Origin of the sequence: Azospirillum sp. OGB3 (assembly GCF_014192915.1) — a bacterium.
Taxonomy (GTDB): domain Bacteria; phylum Pseudomonadota; class Alphaproteobacteria; order Azospirillales; family Azospirillaceae; genus Azospirillum.
Genome location: NZ_JACHYN010000021.1, coordinates 1 through 21,249, shown reverse-complemented (window position 1 = coordinate 21,249; position 21,249 = coordinate 1). Strand labels below are relative to the sequence as shown.

The 21,249-nt window shown below is 69.4% G+C and carries 15 protein-coding genes, 1 tRNA gene and 1 pseudogene; 9 read left to right on the top strand and 8 right to left on the bottom strand.

All coding sequences use genetic code 11. The annotated features are described in order from the left end of the window. Positions 1 to 51 precede the first annotated feature (51 nt). From FHW79_RS27865 to FHW79_RS27850, 4 genes are all read right to left on the bottom strand, one after another. The gene (locus FHW79_RS27865; protein WP_183181932.1) at positions 52 to 1,359 is read right to left on the bottom strand and encodes a hydroxyacid-oxoacid transhydrogenase; all 1,308 of its coding nucleotides are present in this window, start codon (positions 1,357 to 1,359) and stop codon (positions 52 to 54) included. A gap of 81 nt (positions 1,360 to 1,440) precedes the next feature. Beyond that, on the bottom strand, positions 1,441 to 4,083 hold the full coding sequence (locus FHW79_RS27860; protein WP_183181931.1) for a DUF2339 domain-containing protein: 2,643 nt from the start codon (positions 4,081 to 4,083) through the stop codon (positions 1,441 to 1,443). Positions 4,084 to 4,127: 44 nt separating this feature from the next. After that, positions 4,128 to 4,898, bottom strand: coding sequence for a DUF72 domain-containing protein (locus tag FHW79_RS27855; protein WP_183181930.1), 771 nt, complete (start codon positions 4,896 to 4,898; stop codon positions 4,128 to 4,130). Positions 4,899 to 4,932: 34 nt separating this feature from the next. Beyond that, entirely contained in the window at positions 4,933 to 5,283 is a 351-nt protein-coding gene (locus FHW79_RS27850; protein ID WP_183181929.1) for a hypothetical protein, read from the bottom strand. A 251-nt stretch (positions 5,284 to 5,534) separates the two neighbouring features. Here FHW79_RS27850 and FHW79_RS27845 point away from each other — a divergent pair, with 251 nt between their 5' ends. Together FHW79_RS27845 and FHW79_RS27840 are read left to right on the top strand one after the other, a co-directional pair. Next, positions 5,535 to 6,845 carry a lytic murein transglycosylase gene (locus FHW79_RS27845; RefSeq protein WP_183181928.1) on the top strand — a complete coding sequence of 437 codons (1,311 nt, stop codon included), beginning with the start codon at positions 5,535 to 5,537 and terminating at the stop codon, positions 6,843 to 6,845. 8 nt (positions 6,846 to 6,853) lie between these two features. After that, positions 6,854 to 7,246 (top strand): annotated as a pseudogene (locus tag FHW79_RS27840) (YkvA family protein); the annotation flags it as partial. A 19-nt stretch (positions 7,247 to 7,265) separates the two neighbouring features. On the opposite strand, the gene FHW79_RS27835 reads toward FHW79_RS27840, so the two are convergent. After that, positions 7,266 to 7,685 (bottom strand): secondary thiamine-phosphate synthase enzyme YjbQ, encoded by a 420-nt coding sequence (locus FHW79_RS27835; RefSeq protein WP_183181926.1) that lies wholly within the window; start codon positions 7,683 to 7,685, stop codon positions 7,266 to 7,268. A gap of 109 nt (positions 7,686 to 7,794) precedes the next feature. Here FHW79_RS27835 and FHW79_RS27830 point away from each other — a divergent pair, with 109 nt between their 5' ends. The 3 genes from FHW79_RS27830 to FHW79_RS27820 all read left to right on the top strand — a co-directional run bounded on the left by FHW79_RS27830 (position 7,795) and on the right by FHW79_RS27820 (position 9,238). Beyond that, positions 7,795 to 8,238 (top strand): carbon monoxide dehydrogenase subunit G, encoded by a 444-nt coding sequence (locus FHW79_RS27830; protein WP_014239881.1) that lies wholly within the window; start codon positions 7,795 to 7,797, stop codon positions 8,236 to 8,238. 120 nt (positions 8,239 to 8,358) lie between these two features. Next, positions 8,359 to 9,003, top strand: a complete 645-nt coding sequence (locus tag FHW79_RS27825; protein ID WP_247884643.1) for a nitrogen fixation protein NifQ — start codon at positions 8,359 to 8,361, stop codon at positions 9,001 to 9,003. 149 nt (positions 9,004 to 9,152) lie between these two features. Continuing rightward, a tRNA-Tyr gene (locus FHW79_RS27820) sits at positions 9,153 to 9,238 on the top strand. 74 nt (positions 9,239 to 9,312) lie between these two features. Here FHW79_RS27820 and FHW79_RS27815 read toward each other — a convergent pair. From FHW79_RS27815 to FHW79_RS27805, 3 genes are all read right to left on the bottom strand, one after another. Continuing rightward, positions 9,313 to 9,675, bottom strand: a complete 363-nt coding sequence (locus FHW79_RS27815) for a hypothetical protein (RefSeq protein ID WP_183181925.1) — start codon at positions 9,673 to 9,675, stop codon at positions 9,313 to 9,315. An 8-nt stretch (positions 9,676 to 9,683) separates the two neighbouring features. Next, positions 9,684 to 10,088 carry a response regulator transcription factor gene (locus FHW79_RS27810; RefSeq protein WP_014239878.1) on the bottom strand — a complete coding sequence of 135 codons (405 nt, stop codon included), beginning with the start codon at positions 10,086 to 10,088 and terminating at the stop codon, positions 9,684 to 9,686. Between the two features lie 226 nt (positions 10,089 to 10,314). Next, on the bottom strand, positions 10,315 to 10,824 hold the full coding sequence (locus FHW79_RS27805; protein WP_183181924.1) for a hypothetical protein: 510 nt from the start codon (positions 10,822 to 10,824) through the stop codon (positions 10,315 to 10,317). 410 nt (positions 10,825 to 11,234) lie between these two features. On the opposite strand from FHW79_RS27805, the gene FHW79_RS27800 reads away from it, so the two are divergent. The 4 genes from FHW79_RS27800 to FHW79_RS27785 all read left to right on the top strand — a co-directional run. After that, positions 11,235 to 12,671: a hybrid sensor histidine kinase/response regulator gene (locus FHW79_RS27800; RefSeq protein ID WP_183181923.1), complete on the top strand. Its 1,437-nt coding sequence runs from the start codon at positions 11,235 to 11,237 to the stop codon at positions 12,669 to 12,671. A 485-nt stretch (positions 12,672 to 13,156) separates the two neighbouring features. Beyond that, positions 13,157 to 13,471, top strand: a complete 315-nt coding sequence (locus FHW79_RS32425; protein ID WP_211108518.1) for a cytochrome c — start codon at positions 13,157 to 13,159, stop codon at positions 13,469 to 13,471. Then, positions 13,402 to 14,040: a xanthine dehydrogenase family protein molybdopterin-binding subunit gene (locus FHW79_RS27790; protein ID WP_211108517.1), complete on the top strand. Its 639-nt coding sequence runs from the start codon at positions 13,402 to 13,404 to the stop codon at positions 14,038 to 14,040. The genes FHW79_RS32425 and FHW79_RS27790 overlap by 70 nt, the downstream gene beginning before the upstream one ends. 469 nt (positions 14,041 to 14,509) lie before the next feature. Further along, positions 14,510 to 21,249: SwmB domain-containing protein (locus FHW79_RS27785; protein ID WP_183181922.1), on the top strand; the 6,740-nt coding region annotated here is incomplete at its 3' end.

Sequence of the window (21,249 nt, the reverse complement as noted above, 5' to 3'; positions counted from 1 at the left end):
CCTCGTCCCGCGGGATGAGGCCACCCGCCGGTGCGCTCACCAAATAGATCCTTACCAATAGGTCATGGCGTCGGCATAGAGCCCGCGCAGGTCCTCCTCCGTCACCGGGCGGGGGGCGATGGTCAGCAGCCGTTGCTGGGCCATCGCGCCGCGCACCAGATCCGGGATGTCCGCCACGCCGTAGCCCAGCGCCGACAGGCCGTTGGGCAGATGGGTGGCGCGCATCATGGCGATCAGCCGGGCGGCCAGAACGGCGCCGCCGTCCGCCGGCGACACGTCGCGCACCTCCGCCCCCAGCGCCTCGGCGGCGCGCAGGTGGCGCTCGGGCTCGGCAGAGCCGGTGAAGCGGAAGGCGGCCGGCGCGTTCAGCACCACCGAGATGCCGTGCGGCACCATCGGGTTCGCCTTCTCGTAGCCGCGCGCCGTGAAACTGTGGTTCATCCCGGCGACGGAATAGGACATGGCGTGCGGGATGTGCACCCCCGCGTTGCCGAAGGCCAGACCGGCCAGAGTCGCCGCGAACATCAGGGCGTCGCGCGCCTCCTCGTCCGCCGGGTCGTTGACGGCGCGCTCCAGATACTGCCCGCCGAGCCGGATCGCCTGGAGGCTGCCGATATCCGACCAGGGGTTGGCGCCCTGGTACGGCGGGCGCGGGTTGGCCGCGTCGGGCTTCGGGCGGGAGCGGTAGGAGCGCGCGGTGTGGCTCTCGATGGCGTGGGTCAGCACGTCGAAACCGGTGGAGGCGATGACGCCCGGCGGCAGGCTGTCGATGGTCGCCGGATCGACCAGCGCCAGATTCGGCCGCAGATAGCGGGAGGAGATGCCCGTCTTCACCCGCATCTCCACATGGTCGAAGATGGCGACGCCGGTCGTCTCGCTGCCGGTGCCGCAGGTCGTCGGGCAGGCGATGTGCGGCTTCACCGGGCCGGGCACCGGCCGCCCCTCGCCCAGCGGCTTGTTGACGTAGGCGAGGAAGTCCGCCGGGTGGGTGGCGTAGAGGTTGGCCGCCTTGGCCGTGTCGATCACCGACCCGCCGCCGACCGAGACGTAGCCGTCGAACCGGCCGTCGCGGGCGAAGTCCGCCGCCTCCAGGAAGGACGCGCTGGTCGGCTCCACCGCGCAGCGGTCGTAGACGGCGACGTCCAGACCGGCCCCCTTCAGCGAGTCCAGTGCCGCCGCGAAGGGCGCGATTTCGGCCACATGGGGGTCGGTGAACAGGGCCACCCGGCGCATCCCCATGGCCTTGGCGTCGGTCCCCGCCTCCGCCAGCATGCCGCGGCCGAACTTCATCGACGCGGCCTCCACCGTGAAGCCGCTGTCGCCGTTCGGCAGGATGGGATGGGCGATGGAACTGGTCATGGCTGCGGGCCTCCCTGGCTTTTCTGCTTCGTTGCCACCATCGGAGCGCGAGTGGGGGCGGCTGTCAACCCGACCGTTCGCTCAGGCGACTGTTTGCCCTCCCTGCGGTGCGGCGCCCTGAAGCCGCCGGTAGAGGTAGCCGACGCCGATCAGGCTCAGCCCCAGCCCGAGGAAGGAGGCGACGCGGTACAGCCCGCCCAGCTCGGCCATGTCGCTGAGGAAGACCTTGGCAACCACCGCCAGGATCAGCGCCATCGCGGCGTGGCGCAACCAGCCCAGCCGGTACCGCAAGGCGGCCACCAGCATCAGCACCGCCGCAACCAGGAAGCCGGCGGAATAGCCGTACCATTCGGCATCCGGCAGCTCCGGCCCGGAGAGAACCGGCCCCTGGAAAGCGTGTCGGATCTCCAGCGCCAGATTGGTGCCGAGCAGCACCAGCGGCAGCAGCGCGATCCACGGGCGCAGGCGGGCCGGCAGCGGCTCCACCCACAGGAACAGCAGCCCGAGCAGGGCCGGAAGCCCATAGGCGAGCAGCAGCGTGTTCACCACCGGCCATGCACCCACCGCCTCGTCGCTCCACAGCGGGTTCAGGGCAACAAGATGCAGCGCCGCCGCCTGGAGCGCCGCCAGCCCGGCCAGGATGCGCCGCCCCCACACCGCCACCGGCCGCGCCCGCCAGCGCCGCCCCGTCGCCAGCAGCAGGGCCAAAGCCAGCCAGACCAGCGTGTGCAGCGCCACCTCGCGCAGCGTGTCGGGCGGCTCCTCCAGCGAGCCGCGGGTCAGCGCCTGGATGCCGAGCGACAGCAGCAGCGTGACGAAGGCCAGCCCGCCGGCCTCCAGCAGCGCCACCACCCCGTCGTCACCCCGGCCGTCCGGGGAGGAGCGCAGCCAGTGGGCGGCCAGGAAGAAGCCCGCCGCCGGCAGGCCGTAGCCGTAGAAAACCCAGCCGAGCCCGTCCTCCCCATACTCCAGAACGGACGGATTCAGCGCCAGCCGGACCAGGACGGCGCCCGCCACCAGCAGGATCACCGCGCGCAGCGAGCGCAGTCCCATGCGCCGCTCCAGCCACGCCAGCACCGGCACCTGGGCGGCCAGCGCCACGGTCAGCCACGCCTCGCGCAGCATCATGACCGCGCCGAGGCTGAGCGCCCCGACGGCCCCGGCGGCGAAGGCGGCCAGCCCGAGACCGACGCCCGGCTGGTGGCGGTGGCGGGCCAGCGGGCCGGTGCCGGCAACCAGCAGCGCCGCCAGCGCGAGGCTGGCCACCGGCCACAGCGTGTCGGCCTGCGGCGGGTCCAGCCGCCAGTAGGCGAGCGCCAGAAGCACCACCGGCATCCAGGCCGCCAGAGACGACCACAGCGCCGCCCGCGTCGACCGCCACAGGGCGATGAAACCGCACATCCCGTACAGCAGGGCGAAGCCGCCCACCGCCCACAGGAACCGCCCGGACTGGAACGGCAGTCCCGCGCCCGGCGGCGGCACGATGGGATGCCCGTCGGCGGTGACGGCGGGCGGCGGCAGGGGCCAGCGCGGCACCGTCCAACCGGCGAAGGCGAGCAGCACCGCCAGCGCGCCGATCCAGGCGATGCCGGCGATCCGCTCGATCCGCCGCCCCGCGGCGACGCAGAGCAGCCCGAACAGGGCGAGCATCACCAGCGACCCGCTGCGGTGGCCGTCCACGGTGACGAGCATCGCCATCAGCAGGCCCAGCACCGCCACCGCCGCGACGGCCAGACGGTCGGGGCGCGGGCGGCCCTTCCAGCGCAGCATGTCGAACAGGGTGGTGCGCGGCACCGGCTCCACCGGCCCGGCCAGGAAGGCCGGCATCAGGAACAGCCCGGCGGTCAGCAGCAGATAGATCCCCACCGGCAGGGCGTCGCCGGGGTTCCAGCCGCCGACGTACCAGACCGGCACCCAGCCCGCCGCCCCGACCAGCGTGCCCAGCCCCAGCCAGCGCCAGCCGCGCCACAGCACCACCGTCATCCCGGCCCCCGACAGGGCCAGCAGATAGGCGAACAGCCCCCAGGCCGATCCCCCGATGGACGAGACCAGCAGCGGCGTCGCAAAGCCGCCGAGCAGCCCCAGCGCCGCGATGTATGGCCCCTGGAGCAGCGACAGCGCCATCCCCAGGGCCGCCAGCCCGCCGAGCAGCGCGAAAGCCACGGGCGGGGCGAACAGGTCGTAGAGCACATAGCCGCCATAGACGCTGGCGAAGCCGGTGAACAGCCCGGCCGCGGTCAGGGCCGGCGGCACCGGATCGCGCCCTCCCGGCTCCGCCCCTCCGCCGCGCTGCCGCAGCCATTCGCCGCCGACCATGAGCGCCGCGGCGGAGAGCAGGCCGAGCGTGACGCGCACGCCGGGGCCGAGCCAGCCCTGCTCGATCGACATCTTGATGAAGAAGGCCGCTGCCAGGGCGACCGTGGCCCCGCCCAGCCAGATCAGCCAGCGCCCGGCCAGCGCGTCCTCCAGCCGGCTCCACACGGACGCCGGGGCTGGAGAAGGTCCCGGCGGTGGTTGGATGGGCGGCGGCTCCGGCGGAGCCTCCGCCATGACGGCGGTGTCCGCGGCGGGAGCCTCGACCGGCGCGGCATCGACCGTCACCGGACCCTGCACCCGCTCCAGCGCTTGCCGCAGCCGGGCGATCTCGCGCTCCTGCGCCGTCAGCCGGCGGTTGAACCGGTGGGCGACGATGGCCCCGATCAGCACCAGAAGAATGACGTCCATGCCCGACCGTCCCGGCTGCGCTTGCGTTCGCGCAACGATAGCGGTCAGGCGCCGGGCTTGTCTCTCTGACCTGTGGAGGCACCCAAACGGCTCATCAGCGTCAGCGCGTCGTCGACCGCATGGAAGTCGGCCGTGTTGTCGAAGACGCACCACACCGGACGCTCCCGCGCCTCCTCCCGGAAGCGCCGGGCCAGCCGGTCCAGGACGTCCAGCGGGTAGGCGCTGCGGTACATCACCGGCGATCCGTGCAGCCGCCAGTAGCGGAAGCCGTCCCAGCCCGCCGGCTCCGCCGCCGCGGGCACCGGGGCCGGGTCGGCGGCGGCGCGGGCGACGGCGTGGTCGACCAGCAGCCGGTCCGGCTCCGCCGCGAACCAGCTCGGGTGGCGCGGCTCGCAGACGACGGGGCCGGCGAAGCGCTCGCGCAGGGCCGCGAAGAAGGGGCCGGCCACCGCCGGCTCGTACCGCAGCGTCGGCGGCAACTGCACCAGCAGCGGCCCCAGCCGGTCGCCGAGATGCCCGACCTCGTGCAGGTAATCGTCCAGCGGGCCGGCACAGTCCTTCAGCCGCTGCTCGTGCGTGATGGCGCGTGGCAGCTTGACCGCGAAGCGGAAGTCCGGCGGCGCCGAGGCCGCCCAGCGTTCCCAGGTCTCCGGCTTGTGCGGGCGATAGAAGCGGCTGTTGACCTCCACCATCGGGAAGACGCGGGCGTAGCGCTCCAGATGCGTGCCCTCCGCCGGGAAGGCCGGGGCGGAGGGTTTCGGGATGCTCCAGCCGGCGCAGCCGATGCGGATGGCGTTGATGGTCCCTTCGGCCAAGCCTCTGCTCTCCCTGGGCGTGTGCGTTCCCGCCTTAGAACAGCGTCGGCTGCCGCTCGTCCCGCATTGGAACGCCACCGGCGTGGTCAGCGTCGGCGATCAGGCGGGCCATCTCCCGTCGCGCCTTCTCCGCCTCGTAGCCGCCGCGGTAGCGTCCGATGAAGCCCTTCCGGCAGGCCCGGCTGAAGCGCTGCGACGCGGTTTCCCAATCGTCGCCGGGGCGCAGCCAGCTCACATAGGTGGTGCCGGTCCGCGGATCGGTGCGCAGGTAGCGGCCATGCCCCTTCGGACCGCGCACCCACTGGCCGGGATTCAGGCGCAGAGCGCCCCGCGCCAGCATCAGGGACACCTGCGGGGTGAGGTCGATGGTGGGAAAGTACGGCATGGCGAACCCTCTCGGCGGCGCGCCGGGGGCGGGCCGCGAACGTCTCGTCTCTGGTTTCGGAATGCCCTGGATATGGGGATTTCAGCCCGTTTGTTCAAGTTTTGTTCACGGTCAAGCCCTGGCTGCCTGGACGGTTCTTGGACGGTTGCTTGGACGCCTGTTCAGGCGTCTTTCCTGAACTTGTCCGTTGAGTGAAAGGGCCGTCCGTCCTAGGCTCCGGCACAGCTTTTCCCTGTTGGTCACGAGAGCGCATGCGCCCCCTGCTGTCCCTTCCCGTCCGCCTCCTGCTCGCCACCACGATCCTGGCCGGCTGCCAGACGACGGGCGCCCCGCCCGTATCGGCCACCACCACGTCCGGAACCGCGAAGGCGACGGCCGCCGCCCCGGCCAGCGTGGCCCCGGTCCAGCCCGCCGTCAGCTTCGCCGACTGGCTGAAGGCCCTGCGCGCCGAGGCGCTCGGCCAGGGCATCCGCGCCCAGACCTTCGACCGCGCCTTCGCCAACGTGAAGCTGTCGGACCGGGTGGTCGAGCTGGATTCCTCCCAGCCGGAGTTCAACCGCCAGCCCTGGCAGTATCTGGACAGCGCGGTCAACGACCGCCGCATCCAGGCCGGGCGCCAGCGCATCCAGGACAACGGCGCGCTGCTGCGTCGCATCAGCCAGCGCTCCGGCGTTCCGGCGGAGATCCTGGTGGCCTTCTGGGGCGTGGAGACCGATTTCGGCAACGTCACCGGCGGCTTCTCGGTCGTCGACGCGCTGACCACGCTGGCCTACGAGGGCCGCCGCGCCAGCTACTTCCGGACGGAGCTGCTGGCCGCCCTGCGCATCCTCGACAGCGGCGACATCCCTCCGGAGCGGATGAGCGGCTCCTGGGCCGGCGCCATGGGCCAGACCCAGTTCATGCCGACCATCTTCCTGAAGCACGCCACCGACGAGGACGGCGACGGCCGGCGCGACATCTGGGGCAGCCTGCCCGACGTCTTCGCCTCCACCGCCAAGTTCGTGCAGGCCAACGGCTGGCGCACCGGGGAGCGCTGGGGCGAGGAGGTCACCCTGCCCGCCGGCTTCCCCTACGAGCAGGCCGAGTACAACATCAGCAAGCCGGTGTCCGAATGGCGCCGCCTCGGCGTCCGCCCGGTCACCGGCGGCGAGCTGAGCGGCGGCGAGGAGGAGCGGGCCGCCGTCCTGATGCTCGCCGGGGCGCAGGGGCCCGCCTTCCTGGTCCGGGAAAATTTCCGGGCGATCATGAAGTACAACCCCTCGACCAGCTACGCGCTGGCGGTGGCGCTGCTGTCCGACCGTCTCGCCGGCCGCTCCGGCGTGCAGGGAAGCTGGCCGCGCCACGAACCGGCGCTGAGCCGCGACGAGCGGATCGAGCTTCAGGAGCGGCTGGCCTTGCTGGGCATGGAGCCGGGGACGGCGGACGGCATCGTCGGCGCCAACACCCGCAACGCCGTGCGCCGCTTCCAGCAGTCGATCGGCGCCGTGCCGGACGGCTTCGCCACCAAGACCCTGCTGGAGCGGCTGCGCCAGTCCGCGGCACCCGCCCCGGCGGCGGGCTGACGGCAGGCCGGATGCTGGCGGCGGCGAAGGGTTGGGCGCGGCGGATCAAGCGCGACGTGATCGCGCTCTATCTGGCCGCGCGCGACCCGCGGACGCCGTGGTACGCCCGCGTGGCCGCCGCCGCAGTGGCGGCTTACGCGCTCAGCCCCATCGACCTGATCCCCGACTTCGTGCCGGTCCTGGGCTATCTGGACGATCTGCTGATCGTGCCGCTCGGCATCCTGCTGGTCATCCGTCTGATCCCGGCGGAGGTGCTGGAGGAGCATCGCGCCAGCGCCGCCCGGCTGGTCGACCGGCCGGTCAGCTACGCCGCCGCCGCGCTGATGGTCGGGATCTGGCTGGTCGCCGCCGTCGCCCTGTTCTGGTGGCTCGAACCCTATCTCGCGGGCTGGCTGGGCTAGACGCGCGGGCGCTTCGTCCTCATTCGCCCAGCAGATGCAGCGCCAGGGTCCGCTCGTGGGGCCGGCGACGGTGCTCGAACAGGTAGATGCCCTGCCAGGTGCCCAGCGCCATCCGCCCCTCCAGCACGGGGATGGAGAGCTGGACCGTGGTCAGCGCGCTGCGGATGTGGGCGGGCATGTCGTCCGGCCCCTCCAGGATGTGGTCGTAGAGCGCGGGGTCTTCCGGCACCAGCCGCTTGAAGAAGCGCTCCAAATCGCCGCGCACGCTCGGGTCGGCGTTCTCCTGGATGACCAGCGAGGCCGAGGTGTGCCGGCAGAAGACGGTCAGCAGACCGGTCTCCATGCCCTGGGCGGCGACCCAGCGGGCCACCGGCTCGGTCACCTCGACCAAGCCCTGGCCGTGGGTGCGGGTGGTCAGCGTCGTAACGGCCTGCCGCATGTTTGTCGCCCTCCGTGCTCAATTGCGCGTCTTGGAAGCGGGTCATCCATACACCAAATCGCTTGGCGTTTCCGGCCCAGCAACAGGCCCGACCAACAACAGGTGATCCATGGAACTGAACGGCCAGTACCGGATTCCGGCGGCGCGCGAGCGGGTCTTCACCGCGCTGTGCGATCCCGCCGTGCTGCAACGCTGCATCCCGGTGCTGGAGGAGATGGACCGGCTGTCGCCCACCGAATACACCGCGCGCGTGCGCGCCACGGTCGGGCCGCTGAACGCGCGCTTCGCCGGCAACGTCCGGGTGGCGCCGGAGGACGCGCCGCGCTTCTACATCCTCTACGCCGAGGGCAAGGGCGGCCTCGCCGGGGCGGTCAAGGGCGAGGCCCGCATCACGCTGGAGGAGGTGGACGGCCACACCCACCTGTCCTTCACCCTCGCTGCGGCGCTGGGCGGCGCCGTCGGGCGGCTGGCGGTCAAGCTGGTCAAGGCCAAGGCCGACCGCGTCATCGACGGCTTCTTCGAGCGCTTCACGGCGGAGGTCCTGAACGGCTGAGCCGGACGCTCGGCAGGCCCCGACAACGCACCCGCAAAAAAACCACTTCGCAGTTGCGGGAATTTGATCCACCATCATGGCCATGACCGAACAACCCCCCGATGCGGGAGTTCGCCGACCATGATTGCCGACAGCGTGATTGCCCGCAGCGCCGATCCGGCCCCGGCCTTCCCCGCCCAGCCACCCGCCGACGCCCTGGACGGCGTTCCGGACGGTCCGGCTCTCGACCGGCTGCTGTTCAGCCGCATCGTCGGGCTGGCCGCGCAGCATCCCGGCGGCCTCACCGCCTCGTTGGGGCTGGAGCGCGAGGCGCTGGCCGAGCTGATCCGGCGGCACGCGGCAGGCTTCGCCCATCTCCTCCCCACCCTGCCGGACGGCAGCGGCGAGGACGCCATCGAGGAAGAGGACCTCCGGGCCTTCCTGCTCGACCACCGCGCCGCCGGCACCGTCGAGGAGGAGTGGCTGGCCGCCATCGTCGCCCGCCGCGCCCTGGGGCCGAACCATCTCTGGCAGGACATGGGCTTCGCCAACCGGCGGGAGCTGAACGCCATGTTCCGCCGCCATTTCCCGTCGCTGGTCGCTTTGAACAGCGGCGACATGAAGTGGAAGAAGTTCTTCTACCGCCAGCTCTGCGAACGGGAGGGGCTGATGCTCTGCAAATCCCCGAACTGCGAGGTGTGCGACGACTTCAGCGCCTGCTTCAGCGCGGAGGACGGCGACCCGCTGAGCGCCCTGGCCCGCGTGGCCCGTGGCGAGGGCGGCTGAACGAAGGCGCCTGAACAAAGATGCGCGGCCGGTGAAGAAAGCCGCTTGACCGGAGGGCCGCTACCCGTTAGATAACGCCACCCGCCAGACGGAAGGCCAAGCAAGGCCCGATGAACGGCAGGTCTCCGATGGTCGCGTCAAGCATCAGCGGAAGGGTGGCCGAGTGGTTAAAGGCAGCAGACTGTAAATCTGCCCGCGTAAGCGTACGCTGGTTCAAATCCAGCCCCTTCCACCATCTGACGCGGCCGGCTCATGACAAGGTCATGACCGGCCGTTTCCTTTTCCAGACAGTGTTGGATTGCCGGCTTGTCAGCGCGGCTGGGCGCCGAGATCCTCGAAGGTCAGGCCCTTGTCGGTGCGGGTGAAGCGTCCCTTGCCGTTGACCGTCATCGCCGTCGCGCCCGGCTGCGGCGCAAAGGTCGCCGCGTAATAGCAGTCATACTGCTTGTCGTCCGGCTTCGGGGCGCCGTTGCGGTATTTGGTGTCCACGCAGCCCTGCTTGCGGAATCCTTCGAACCCGCGGAAGCCGCCCTGCCCCTGGCCATCCAGCGCGCGCCGGGTGTGCGATTCCACCAGCTTGCGCATGTCGGCCTCGCCCGGCTCCCCCGAACAGGCGGCCAGCGGCAACACCGCCAGGCCGCACAGCACCACCCGCCACACCACGCACCCCATCCTCGTCCTCATTTGCCGGCCAGCAGGCGGTCCACCCGCTCCTTCAGGGCGCCGAAGGACGGCGGCTTCACGACGAAGCCGTTGACGCCCAGGGACATGGCCTTCTTCACGATTTCGGATTCCGTGTGGTTGGTCAGGAAGACCACCGGCGTGCGGCGGTTCCGCACCTCCGCGCTGGCCCGCAGTTCGGCCAGAAATTGCAAGCCGGACACCGGCTTCATGTCGATGTCGCAGACGATCACGTCGGGGGTGGCGCGGATGCACTCCCGCATGCCGGTTTCCCCGTTGTCGGCCTCGGCGATCGAGCGAAAGCCGATCTGAGAGAGGATCTGCATGATGGTCCGGCGCACGAAGGGCTGATCTTCGATGACCAGGATGCTGTACTGCCCGTAATCGACCGGCTTCCGGTCCATCGCCGCACCCTCCCTCGCCCGAGCCCGGGGAACTGACCAGGCGCTGGTGGGACCAGCCCATGGTCATACAGTCGGACACTGATAAAGCGAGTCCGCCGAACGAGCAACCAAAGGACGGTTACAACTTTTAAAGAATGGGGGGTTTTCCCCATCTGAGGACGGCGAAGGACCGCGCGAGGCCGCACGGTCCCTGGTCCTCCGCCGGAAACGGACATCCCGCCGGAGGCTACCGCCGGCTGGTTCCCTGCAACCCAAGGAGGGTGGAGATGACACCGGCGACGAACCGGCGCTCCGGGTGCAGCTCATGCACCGCCACCGCGCGCCCGGCAAAGGACAACGCGGCCTTCGCCATGCCCGCCGGGTCCGGGCAAGCCTCGCCGTCAATGCGGAAGCGCATGACGGTTTTGGTGAGTTCATGCATCGCTGTCAAAGGCGGGATGCACATCAGGAAACGGGCACTGGCGACCGGCGTGAATCCGCAACGCTCGAACATGGTCTGCACGGTTACCGGATCGCCCTCCGGCCCTTCGGTCCCGACCTGATAGCGAAGCAAGCGCTGCGCCCGCTCCTCCACCGCCTCGGACCAGCCGGCGGTGGCCGTAATCATGGGGTTGATCAAACCTGCCTCCAAATGCACCAGCCACGGGCCGCGCAGGCGCCGGGACGTTAGATTGTTTGCCAAACGGACAAGATCAAGAACATCCCGCATGGTGGAAGCCTGCGTCTGTTTGTTCACAAAGCAATCAGCGTGCCAGCGGGCGAGAGCGATGGTGCAGGGCCGCTCCGCCTCACCGCAGGGTTCTCCTATCGCTTTGAAACTCCACCTGATTACCCCACGAGGTCCGTATCGGCACCGGAACGGTGTCTTGGGATTCAACAGCGCGGCGGCCGCTCCGGTGCCATCGGTCGCGTTTCGCGTCGTTATCAGGACACGTTACATGCGGACAGAGTGCCGGACTTTTGGGCATGCGTGTCGCTGCTCCGCAACCGACACCCTGAGGACGATGATAACGCTGCGGGCACCCGCGTGAATCGTTGTCGGCCCGAAAACATTTCCTGTTCTGAGCTGTTGTGAGCTGACGTACGTGGATTTCTGAGCTGGAAGTTGTTTTGCGGCGGTGAGCGGGGGCCATCGTGGAGACGTCAATGACGAAACATGCGGATTCGGATGAACAGGACAAGGGTGGGTCAACCACCGGGAAGGCGTTGCGGGACAGTCTGGAGGCGCTGAGCCGCAACCTTGCCGAGGGGGTTCGGACCGCGGACCGTCTGCAGCGCGACGCCGGCCGGCTGGTCGAGGAAAGCGCGCGTCTGGCCGCCGAACTGGCTGAGCAGCGCCGCGAGATGGGCCGGCTCCACGACCGTCTGAACCGCGCCGAAGGCCGCCGCGCCGACCGCGAGGACGAGTTGCGCCGCGCCCACGAGACGGCGGAGCGTGCCGACCGGGCAAAGGCGCGTTTCCTGACCGCCGCCAGCCACGACCTGCGCCAGCCGATCCAGGCCGCGGCTCTCTACGCCCATATCCTGCGCGGCGCGGTCGGCGCGAATCCGTCGGCCAGGGAGGCGGCGGATCTGCTCCAGGCCTCCATCGACAGCCTGGGCGCCATGTTGAGCGGCCTTCTCGACCTTGCCCGGCTGGAGGCCGGCGCGGTGGACATCGCGGTCACGGAATTCCGCCCCGACGCGCTGATGCGCCGTCTGGCCCAGGAGTTCCGGGAGAGCGCGATGACCGAGGGAACGAGTCTGCACGTCCACCCCAGCGGCGTGACGGTGCGGACCGACGGACGGCTGCTGGAACGTATCCTGACCCATCTGCTGTCCAACGCCATCCGTCACGGCGGGGGAAACGGACGGCGCGTCCTTCTGGGATGCCGACGGCGCCCCGGCGCGCTGGAGTTCCAGGTGTGGGACAACGGTCGGGGCATCCCTCCCGACGCCCGCGCCGCCATCTTCGAGGAGTTCCACCAGCTCGACAACCCGGAGCGCAGCGCGGTCAAGGGCTTCGGCCTCGGCCTGCCGCTGGTGGCCCGCATAGCGCGGCTGCTCGGCCTGACGTTGGACCTGCGGTCGCAGGTCGGGCGGGGCACGGTCTTCACGGTGACCGTTCCGCGCGCCCCCCTTCCCTCTGGACCCGACCACCGCCTGACCGCCGCCGCCCGCGCCATGGCCGCGGCCGCCACCAGCGCGGCAGCGATGTCGTCCCCCTCGGACCGGATCAAGGGACGGCGGGTGCTGCTGGTGGAGGACGACGAGCGGGTGCGCCACGCCATGACCATGCTGCTGAAGCGCTGGGGTGTCCGGGTCACCGCCGTCGGGTCGGCGGAGGAACTGGCCGACCGGCTCCCGCGGATGCGCAACCGTCCCCATGTGCTGCTCGCCGACCACCGGCTCCCGCGCGGACAGACGAGCCGCACGGTCGCCGAGATGGTGCGCCGCCGCTGGGAGGTGCCGGTTGTCATCATCACCGGCGACACGGCGCCGGAACGGCTGCGCGAGGCCCGCGCCATCGGCTGCCGTCTGCTGCACAAGCCGGTGGAGCCCGGCGACCTCGCCGCGACGCTCGACGACGTGATGGAACGGTGAGGTTCCAGAACGATCCCCCGCTCCACCTGTTCGCATCGCGGGAGGAGCGCGCATGGGGCGAGGGAAGACACGGCTTGGGGTGATCGGCGGGGCCGCCGCCCTGCTGGCGCTCGGCGCAGAAGCGGTCGCCTGGGCGTAGGAGACGGCGATCCCGCCGCAGCCGCGCCCAGCGGCGGACGGCTTCACGCCGGAACTGGTGGCGGAGGGAGCGCGGCTGGCCGCGGTGGGGAACTGCATCGCCTGCCACACCCTGCCGGGCGGGCGGTCCTTCGCCAGCGGCCTGGCCCTGCCCACGCCCTTCGGAACCATCCATTCCACCAACATCACGCCCGACGAGGAAACCGGCATCGGCCGGTGGAGCGAGGCGGCCTTCAACCGCGCCATGCGGCGCGGGGTGGATCGCGAAGGCCGGCATCTCTATCCCGCCTTACGACCATTACACGCGGGTCAGCGACGCCCACAACCGCGCGCTCTACGCCTACCTGATGACACGGACCCCGGTGCGGACGGAGGCGCCGGCCAACGAGCTGCCCTTTCCGCTGAACATTCGGATGATGGTGGCCGGGTGGAAGCTGCTCTATTTCCGCGAGGGCGCCTTCACCCCCGATCCGGCCAAGCCGGAGGCCTGGAACCGCGGCGCCTACTTGGCGGAGGGACTGGGCCATTGCGGCGCCTGCCACAGCCCGCGCAACGCGCTGGGCGCGGTGGACGACGGCCGCACCTGCCCGACATGCCGCTGCGGGTGTCGGCGCTGCGGTCGCTCGGCGCCTACGCCAACGTCTTCTCGCTGGAGAGCATGATGGACGATCTGGCGCTGCTGGCCGGGGCCGATCCCGTCGAATTCCGTCTGCGCCATCTGGAGGACCCGCGCGCCCGCCGGGTGGTGGAATTGGCGGCGGAGCGCTTCGGCTGGGCGGGAGCCGCGCCGGCACCGGGCTTCGGCCACGGCTTCGCCTTCGCCCGCTACAAGAATCACGCCGCCTATCTGGCGCTGGCGGTCGAGCTGTCGGTCGACCGCGGCAGCGGGCGGGTGCGGATGATCCGCGCCACCGCCGCCATCGACAGCGGCGAGAGCGTCACCCACGACGACACCCGCGTCACCTCGGTGGATTGGGCCAGCTACCCCATCCTGCGCTTCGCCAGCGTGCCCGACCGCGTCGACGTCCACATCATCGAGCGGCCCGGCGAACCCTTCCTCGGCACCGGCGAGGCGGCGCAGGGACCGACCGCCGCGGCCATCGGCAACGCCATCCGCTCGGCCACCGGCCGGCGCCTGCGCGACCTGCCCTTCACCCCCGGCCCGGGTGCGGGGGTCGACCGCCACCGCATAGCGCCGCTCCGGAGGGGATTTCCGCAATTCTTCCGGTGAAAAGAACGCAAGGCTCGGCACCTTCGATTGAAGAGCGATGGGAGCCCAACCCAGCGTTAGGCAGCCACGCCGCGTCCTGACGTTGCGTCGCGCCAAGATGCGCGGAGCAGAAAACCGTGGGCGTTGCTTGCCACCGCAACTCTCTGTTGCGCCACTTTTACTGGTGGAATGCAGGATGGCTCGCGGTGAAGCAAAATAAAAATCCCGTCAATACAAGGATAATCCAGCAACAATCAAAAAATTAACAACGTATTAATGCGCCGAATGACGCAATATGCTGCAATATGTAACATTAGAATGAGGACTTATGCTTGTTATTGACAAGAAGTCATCTGTGTCAAATGCAGTGATCTTGCGTTGTATTCATTGACCAAGACATCCGGTTGTGGGTATGTCAAATCAAAGGAGGTACCCATTTCTTTCGAGAGATGGCTGCTCCGGATTTCGCCCCATTCAGGAAATGTCCGCCATGACCGAAGCGTCCGCCGCCCCCACCACGCGCGTCACCACCTCAGGTCGCTTCCCCCGCATGGCAACCGAGATTGCCGTCATCGACTCCGCCCTCAGCGGTTGGCGGGACCTTCAGGCGGGCCTTCCCTCCGGCATGGAAGCCGTGCTGATCGCCGAAGGCCGCGACGGCGTGGCGGCGATGGTGCAGGCTTTGGCCGGGCGCCGGGGCATCCGGGCGCTCCATGTGCTGTGCCACGGCTTCGAGGGCGGCCTGCAACTCGGCACGGTGCGGCTCGACGAGGCGGCGCTGACCACGCGCGGCGCGGAGCTGGCGGCCATCGGCGCCTGCCTTGCCGACGACGGCGACATTCTTCTGTACGGCTGCAACGTGGCGAGCGGCCATGGCGAGTCGTTCCTCGACGCGCTGGCCGGCATCACCGGCGCCGACATGGCGGCCTCCCGCACCCTGACGGGCGCCGCTGAACTGGGTGGTGATTGGGATCTTGCCTGGATGCGTGGCACGGTGCGGACCGAAGCCCTGCGGATCGAGCAGTATCGCGGGGTGTTGGCGGCACCGTTCTTCGACGTGGCGTTCGCCTACACCGGCGAGAACACCATCACCCTCAAGTACGACGACAGCCTGGACAGCACGAGCAACCCGCTGCTGACTCATTTCGTGGCGACCGATGGCACCGTGAACGCGGGCACCGGTTCCATCCTGATCAATGGAACGTCGGTCGCCCTGATCAGCGCCGTGGTGTCCGACAACCTCGTGACCCTCACCGTCGGCCACCAGTTCCAGCTGAACGACAGCGTCGCCTTCCGCTACGAGGATCCTGCGGGTGACGACGCGACCGGCGTCATCCAGGCCCCCTACGGCTTGGACACCTTTTCGGTGGACGTCTCCGTTACGGTTCTGTCCTCCCGCCCCCCGGCATTCGTCTCCTCATCCGCGCAAAGCGGGGGCAACAAGGTCGTCCTGTCCTTCGATCAGACGCTGGATGAAAACAATCCCCCGTCCATCCAGCAGTTCTTCGGCTCCTCGTCGACATCGGGACAGATTCGCATCAACGGCGTCTACTACACTGTTTCCGGCGTCGACGTCATTGGCAGCAACGTCATCGTTGAGGTTGGCAACGGCTACATCTTCCAAAGCGGGGATTCCATCTCCCTCCGTTATTACGACGGGGACACCGTGGACAGCACCACGGCCATCCAGAACCAGGCCGGCGTCGATATTCCGGATTTCAGAACCAGCTTCACGGTTCAACTCCATGCCCCCACGTTGACCGCCGCAGGCGGCACGCCGACCTACAGCGGTTCCCAGACGCAGCCCCTGTTCTCATCGGCCACGGCCAGCACCAACGACAACGGGCAGATCTTCACCGCCATGACGGTCACCGTGACCGGCATGCTGGATGGCGCCAACGAAGCGTTGTACTTCACCGTGCCCGGCATGATGGGTCCGCTGGAACTTTACCTGGTCGACGGCGCGTCCCACTTTGCGGACCCCGTGCAGATGAGCGCGACAAGGGTCACCGGAACGGTGTCCGTCAGCAACGGCACAGCGACCATCAGAATCTCCGGCATGGCCCTGTCGGATTCCGAAATGGCCTCGCTCATCAACGACATCACCTATTACAACGCGGCCGGAACTCCGTCCAACGGCCAGCGCGTCATTGCCGTCACCGGCCTCACCGACGACGGCGGCAGCATCGACACCGGCAACATTACCGGGGTCTCCGCAACCATCAACGTCGGCGCGCCGGCGTCGATCCTGCCTACGCTGACGGCGACGAGCACCGCGCCGACCTTTGCCCAGAACAATCCACCCGTGGACCTGTTCTCCGGTGTGTCCGCCGACACCAACGACATCGGACAGGCCTTCACCAGCGTGACACTGACGGTCACCAACGTCGTGGACGACGAGTGGCTGTCCCTCGACGGCATCATACCCATTTCCCTGACCTCCAACGCCGCCGGGACGCCCGTTACGGCGCTGACGCTGGCGGGGGCGGTCCTCACCACGTCGTACAGCGGCACGACGGCCACGGTCACCCTGAGCGGGTTCAGCCTCACCGGCACTCAACTGGCGGCGCTGATCGACGGTATCGCCTACGTCAACGCCGGCGACACCGTCAACGGCATCGTCACGCCCGGCAACCGCGTCGTCACCATCACCAGTGTCACCGATGACGGCGCCAGCAACAGCACCGCCACCCTCACCGGCGTTTCCGCCACCGTGAACGTCGCCGGACCGACCGCGCCGACCGAGCCGACGCTGACGCTCACCACTGAAAATCCAGTCTTCCAGGGTGGCAACGGCAGCGGTGGATTTGACCTCTTCGATTCGGTGACCGCCTCGACCGTCGACAGCGGGCAGACCTTCACTGGCATGGTGTTGACGGTCCACAACATCGTCGGTCCAGGCTTCGACAATTATCTTACGATTGGCGGGCTCTCCATTCCGCTCTCTTCGGGTTCGGGCGCGTTCGGCAACGGCAACTACACGGTTTCGCTGGTCAACGGCGTTGCCACAGTGACGCTGAGCGGCATGTCGCTCAGCAACAGCGACATGGGCGCGTTGATCGATGGCATCAGCTACAAAAACACCTACGGGATGCCATTCATCAACAGCCCGGTTCCGAACTCACAGTTCGGCCTGAGCGAAACACGTCCCATTGTCCTGCGCTCCGTCACCGACAGTGGAACCTCCAACAACGTCACCGAGATCAATCAGGTTGCCACCGTGGCGATCAATCTCCAGGACGTTTCCTTCCCCAACGTCACGGTGACCCCGGACAACCCGACGGCCAACTTCTCGGCAGGCACCCCAACTCAGGTTTCGTTCACGGTGAACACCCCCGCCCTGGGGTTGGTCGGGACCACGCTCTATTTCAACGTCGCCACACCGTTCGGCTGGACGGTCTCGAACCTCAAGCTAGACGGCGTTCCCAACGGCGGTCTCACGGGGATCATCGCGCAGGGAACCCACACGCTGACCTTCGACGTGACGTCCGCCGGCATGGACACCTCCGGTGCGTTCCCCCTCAGCATCTATGGGTCGTACGATGGCTTGACCCCCACGACGGTGATCTCGTCCGGGTCGGTGATGGTGAACCTCGCTCCGCCCGCGCCGGTGCTGCAGAGTGCGGCGGTGGACGGCACGTCGCTGGTCCTGACTTACGACACGGCGCTGGACGGCACGAACATCCCGGCGGCGAATGCCTTCACGGTCAAGATCGGCGGCTCGACGGTCTCCGTCACCAACGTCGCGGTGGATGGTGTCAACAAGACCGTCACGCTGACGCTCGGTCAGGCGGTCGCCCACACCGACACCGTGACGGTCGCCTACTCCGACCCGACCGCTGGTGACGACACCAACGCCGTCCAGAGCACCACGGGCACCGATGCCGCGTCCTTCGCCCCCCAGTCGGTCACCAACACCACGCTCAACCCGAACGGCACGCCGCCGACGCTGACGCTGGGAACCGAAACCCCCTTCTTCCATTGGAGCAACGGCGCCAGCGGCTTCGACCTCTTCAACACGGTGGCCGCCGCGACCGTCGATGGCGGGCAGCACTTCACCGGCATGGTCCTCAAGGTCTACAACGTCGGCGGCAACGGCAGCGCCGAGTTCCTGACCATCGGCGGCAGCGACATCGCGCTCGGCACCGGGACGGGCAGTTTCAACAACGGCAACTACGCGGTCACGCTGGTCAACGGCGTCGCCACCGTGACGCTGAGCGGCATGTCGTTGAGCGACGGCGCCATGGGCTCGGTGATCGACGGGATCGCCTACAAGAACACGGGCCCGGCCAACGCCACGTTCGGCTCCACCGAGACGCGGCCCGTCGTCCTGCACTCGATCACCGACAGCGGTCCCGCCGGCCAGAACACCACCGTCGTCGATCAGGTCGCCACGGTGACGATCGCCAACACGATGACCGCGTCCACGCCCCTCACGATCGCGCCGGTCAGCCCGACCGTCTCCTTCGTGGTGGGGACACCGAAGCAGGTGTCCTTCACCATCACGGCCAACTACGCCGTCGCCATGGTGGGGTCGATGGTCGAGTTCGGCGTCAGCGCCCCCAGCGGCTGGACGATCGCGAACGTCAGCCTCGACACGCCGGTCACCGGCGTCATTGCGATGGGCTCAACCTACACCCTGACCTTCGAGGTCACGGCGTCCGGCACGGACACGACCGGTGCGTTCCCCATCAGCATCACCTCCACGGTGTCCGGGCTCGACATGAGCACATCCGCCATCTCGAACTCGGTGATGGTGACGCTCGCCCCGCCCGCCCCCGTGCTGCAAAGCGCCACGGTGGACGGCACGTCGCTGGTCCTGACCTATGACACCGCTCTGGACGCCGTGAACGGCCCGACGGCGGGCGCCTTCGAGGTCAAGGTCGGCGGCAGCACGGTCACCGTCTCCAGCGTCGCGGTGAACAGCGTCAACAAGACGGTCACGCTGACCCTGGCCCAGGCGGTCCAGCATGGGCAGACGGTCACCGTCAGCTACACCGATCCCACCACCGGCGACGACACCGCCGCCATCCAGAACGCCACCGGCGGCGCGGACGCGGCGACGGTCACCAACCAGTCGGTGACGAACAGCACGGCCGACACGACGCCGCCGTCGATCACCAACGTCACGATCCCCAACCAGCCGGCCAAGGTCGGCGACACGGTGACCGTGACGATCACCGTCGCCTCGGACAGCGACACCTACACGCTGGGCAACGGCAGCACCGTCGACGGCTTCGCGCTCGGCAACCTGACCAAGGTCAGCGCCACCACCTACACCGCCACCTTCACCGTCACCGCCGACGGCAACCGCACCGGCAACCTCGCCGCCAACCAGGACATCCCGGTCCACATCGTCCTGGTCGACGGCGCCAGCAACGCCAACGCCCCCTACACCACCCCGATCAGCCAGACCAACGACCGCATCGACACCAACGCCCCGCCGGTCCTGGCCGTCCCGACCACCCCGCCGACGCTGGTCGACACCGCCGCCGCCGACACCTTCCCGCTGATCGACGGCCAGCTCTCCGCGAGCGACCTGGAAGGCGACACGCTGACCTACTCCATCGCCGGCTCGCAGAGCTCCCCGCTCCAGTACGGCAGCGTCACGCTCGGCAACGGCGTCACCTACGACACCTGGTCCACCGGCCCGGGCGGCACCTCCTACGTCAACAGCCAGACCGGCCACTACGCCTACGTCTTCGACGCCGCCTTCCTCAACGGCGTCCCCGCCGGGCCGATGCAGGGCACCAGCACCTTCACCGTCTCCGACGGCAACCGCACCGTCTCCCAGCAGCTCACCCTCAACTTCACCGGCGCCAACGACAGCCCGATCCTCTCCAGCGACGTCCGCAGCCTGGCCGCCATCGACCAGGGCATCGCCGACGCCGCCAACACCGGCACCACCGTCACCGCCCTGCTCGCCTCGGCCGGCACCGCCACCGACGCCGAGTACGACAGCCCGTTCCCGCTGGTCACCGTCGTTCCGCTCGGCATCGCCGTCACCGGCGTGACCAACACCAACGGCACCTGGCAGTACAAGGTCGGCACCGGCGCCTGGACCGACCTCCCCACCAGCTCGTCCAACGGCGCGGCGCTGCTGCTCGCCGGCTCGGACCGCCTGCGCTTCGTGCCGAGCGGCTCGGGCTTCGCCAACACCGACACCGGCGCCATCACTTTCAAGGCGTGGGACCGCACCAGCGGCACGGCGGGCAGCATCGCCGACACCAGCGGCGACGCCTTCAGCGCCGGCGGCGCCACCGCGACGATCCGCGTCGACGCCGTGCCGACCCTGGCCGCGACCGGCGGAGCCAAGACCTTCGGCGTCGGGGTGGATGCCTCGACCAGCCTGTTCAGCGGCGTGGCCGCCTCCACGGTGGAGGCCGGGCAGAGCTTCCGCGGCGCGGTGTTCACCGTCGGCGGGGTGGTCGACGCCACCGAGGTGCTGACCATCGGCGGCACCGACGTCGCCCTGACCAACGGCGCCACCGCCATCCTGGCCGGGCTGGGCGTGGCGGGCGGCAACGCCGGCGTCACCGTGTCGGTGGTCGGCGGCGTCGCCACGGTGACCGTCAGCGGGCTGGAGCGCAGCGACGCGCAGATGAGCGCGCTTCTGGGCGGCGTCACCTACACGAACAGCAGCGCGACGGCGACGCTGGGCAACCGCACGGTGGCCATCGCCGGCCTGACCGACAGCGGCGGCGCCACCGGCAGCGCCACCATCACCGGCGTCAGCACGGTGGTGACCGTGGCCGACGTGACGCCGCCCGCGGCTCCGGTGATCACCAGCGCGGCGCTGACCAACAGCGCCACCCCGACCATCGCCGGCACGGCGGAAGCGGGCAGCACGGTGAGCGTCACGGTGGGCGGGGCGACCTACACCACGACGGCGACCAACGGAGCCTGGAGCCTCGACCTCGCCACCGAGACGCCGACCTCCGGGTCGCTCAGCCTGAACCCGAACGGCGCCAACCCGGTGTCCGTCACCGCCAAGGACGCGTCCAACAACACGTCCACCCCCGGCACCCAATCGCTGACCATCGACACCACGCCGCCCAACGCCCCGGCGGTGACCTCGGCGGCGTTGACCAAGAACGCCACCCCGACCATCGCCGGCACGGCGGAAGCTGGAACGACGGTGAGCGTCACGGTGGGCGGGGCGACCTACACCACGACGGCGACCAACGGGACCTGGAGCCTCGACCTCGCCACCGAGACGCCGACCTCCGG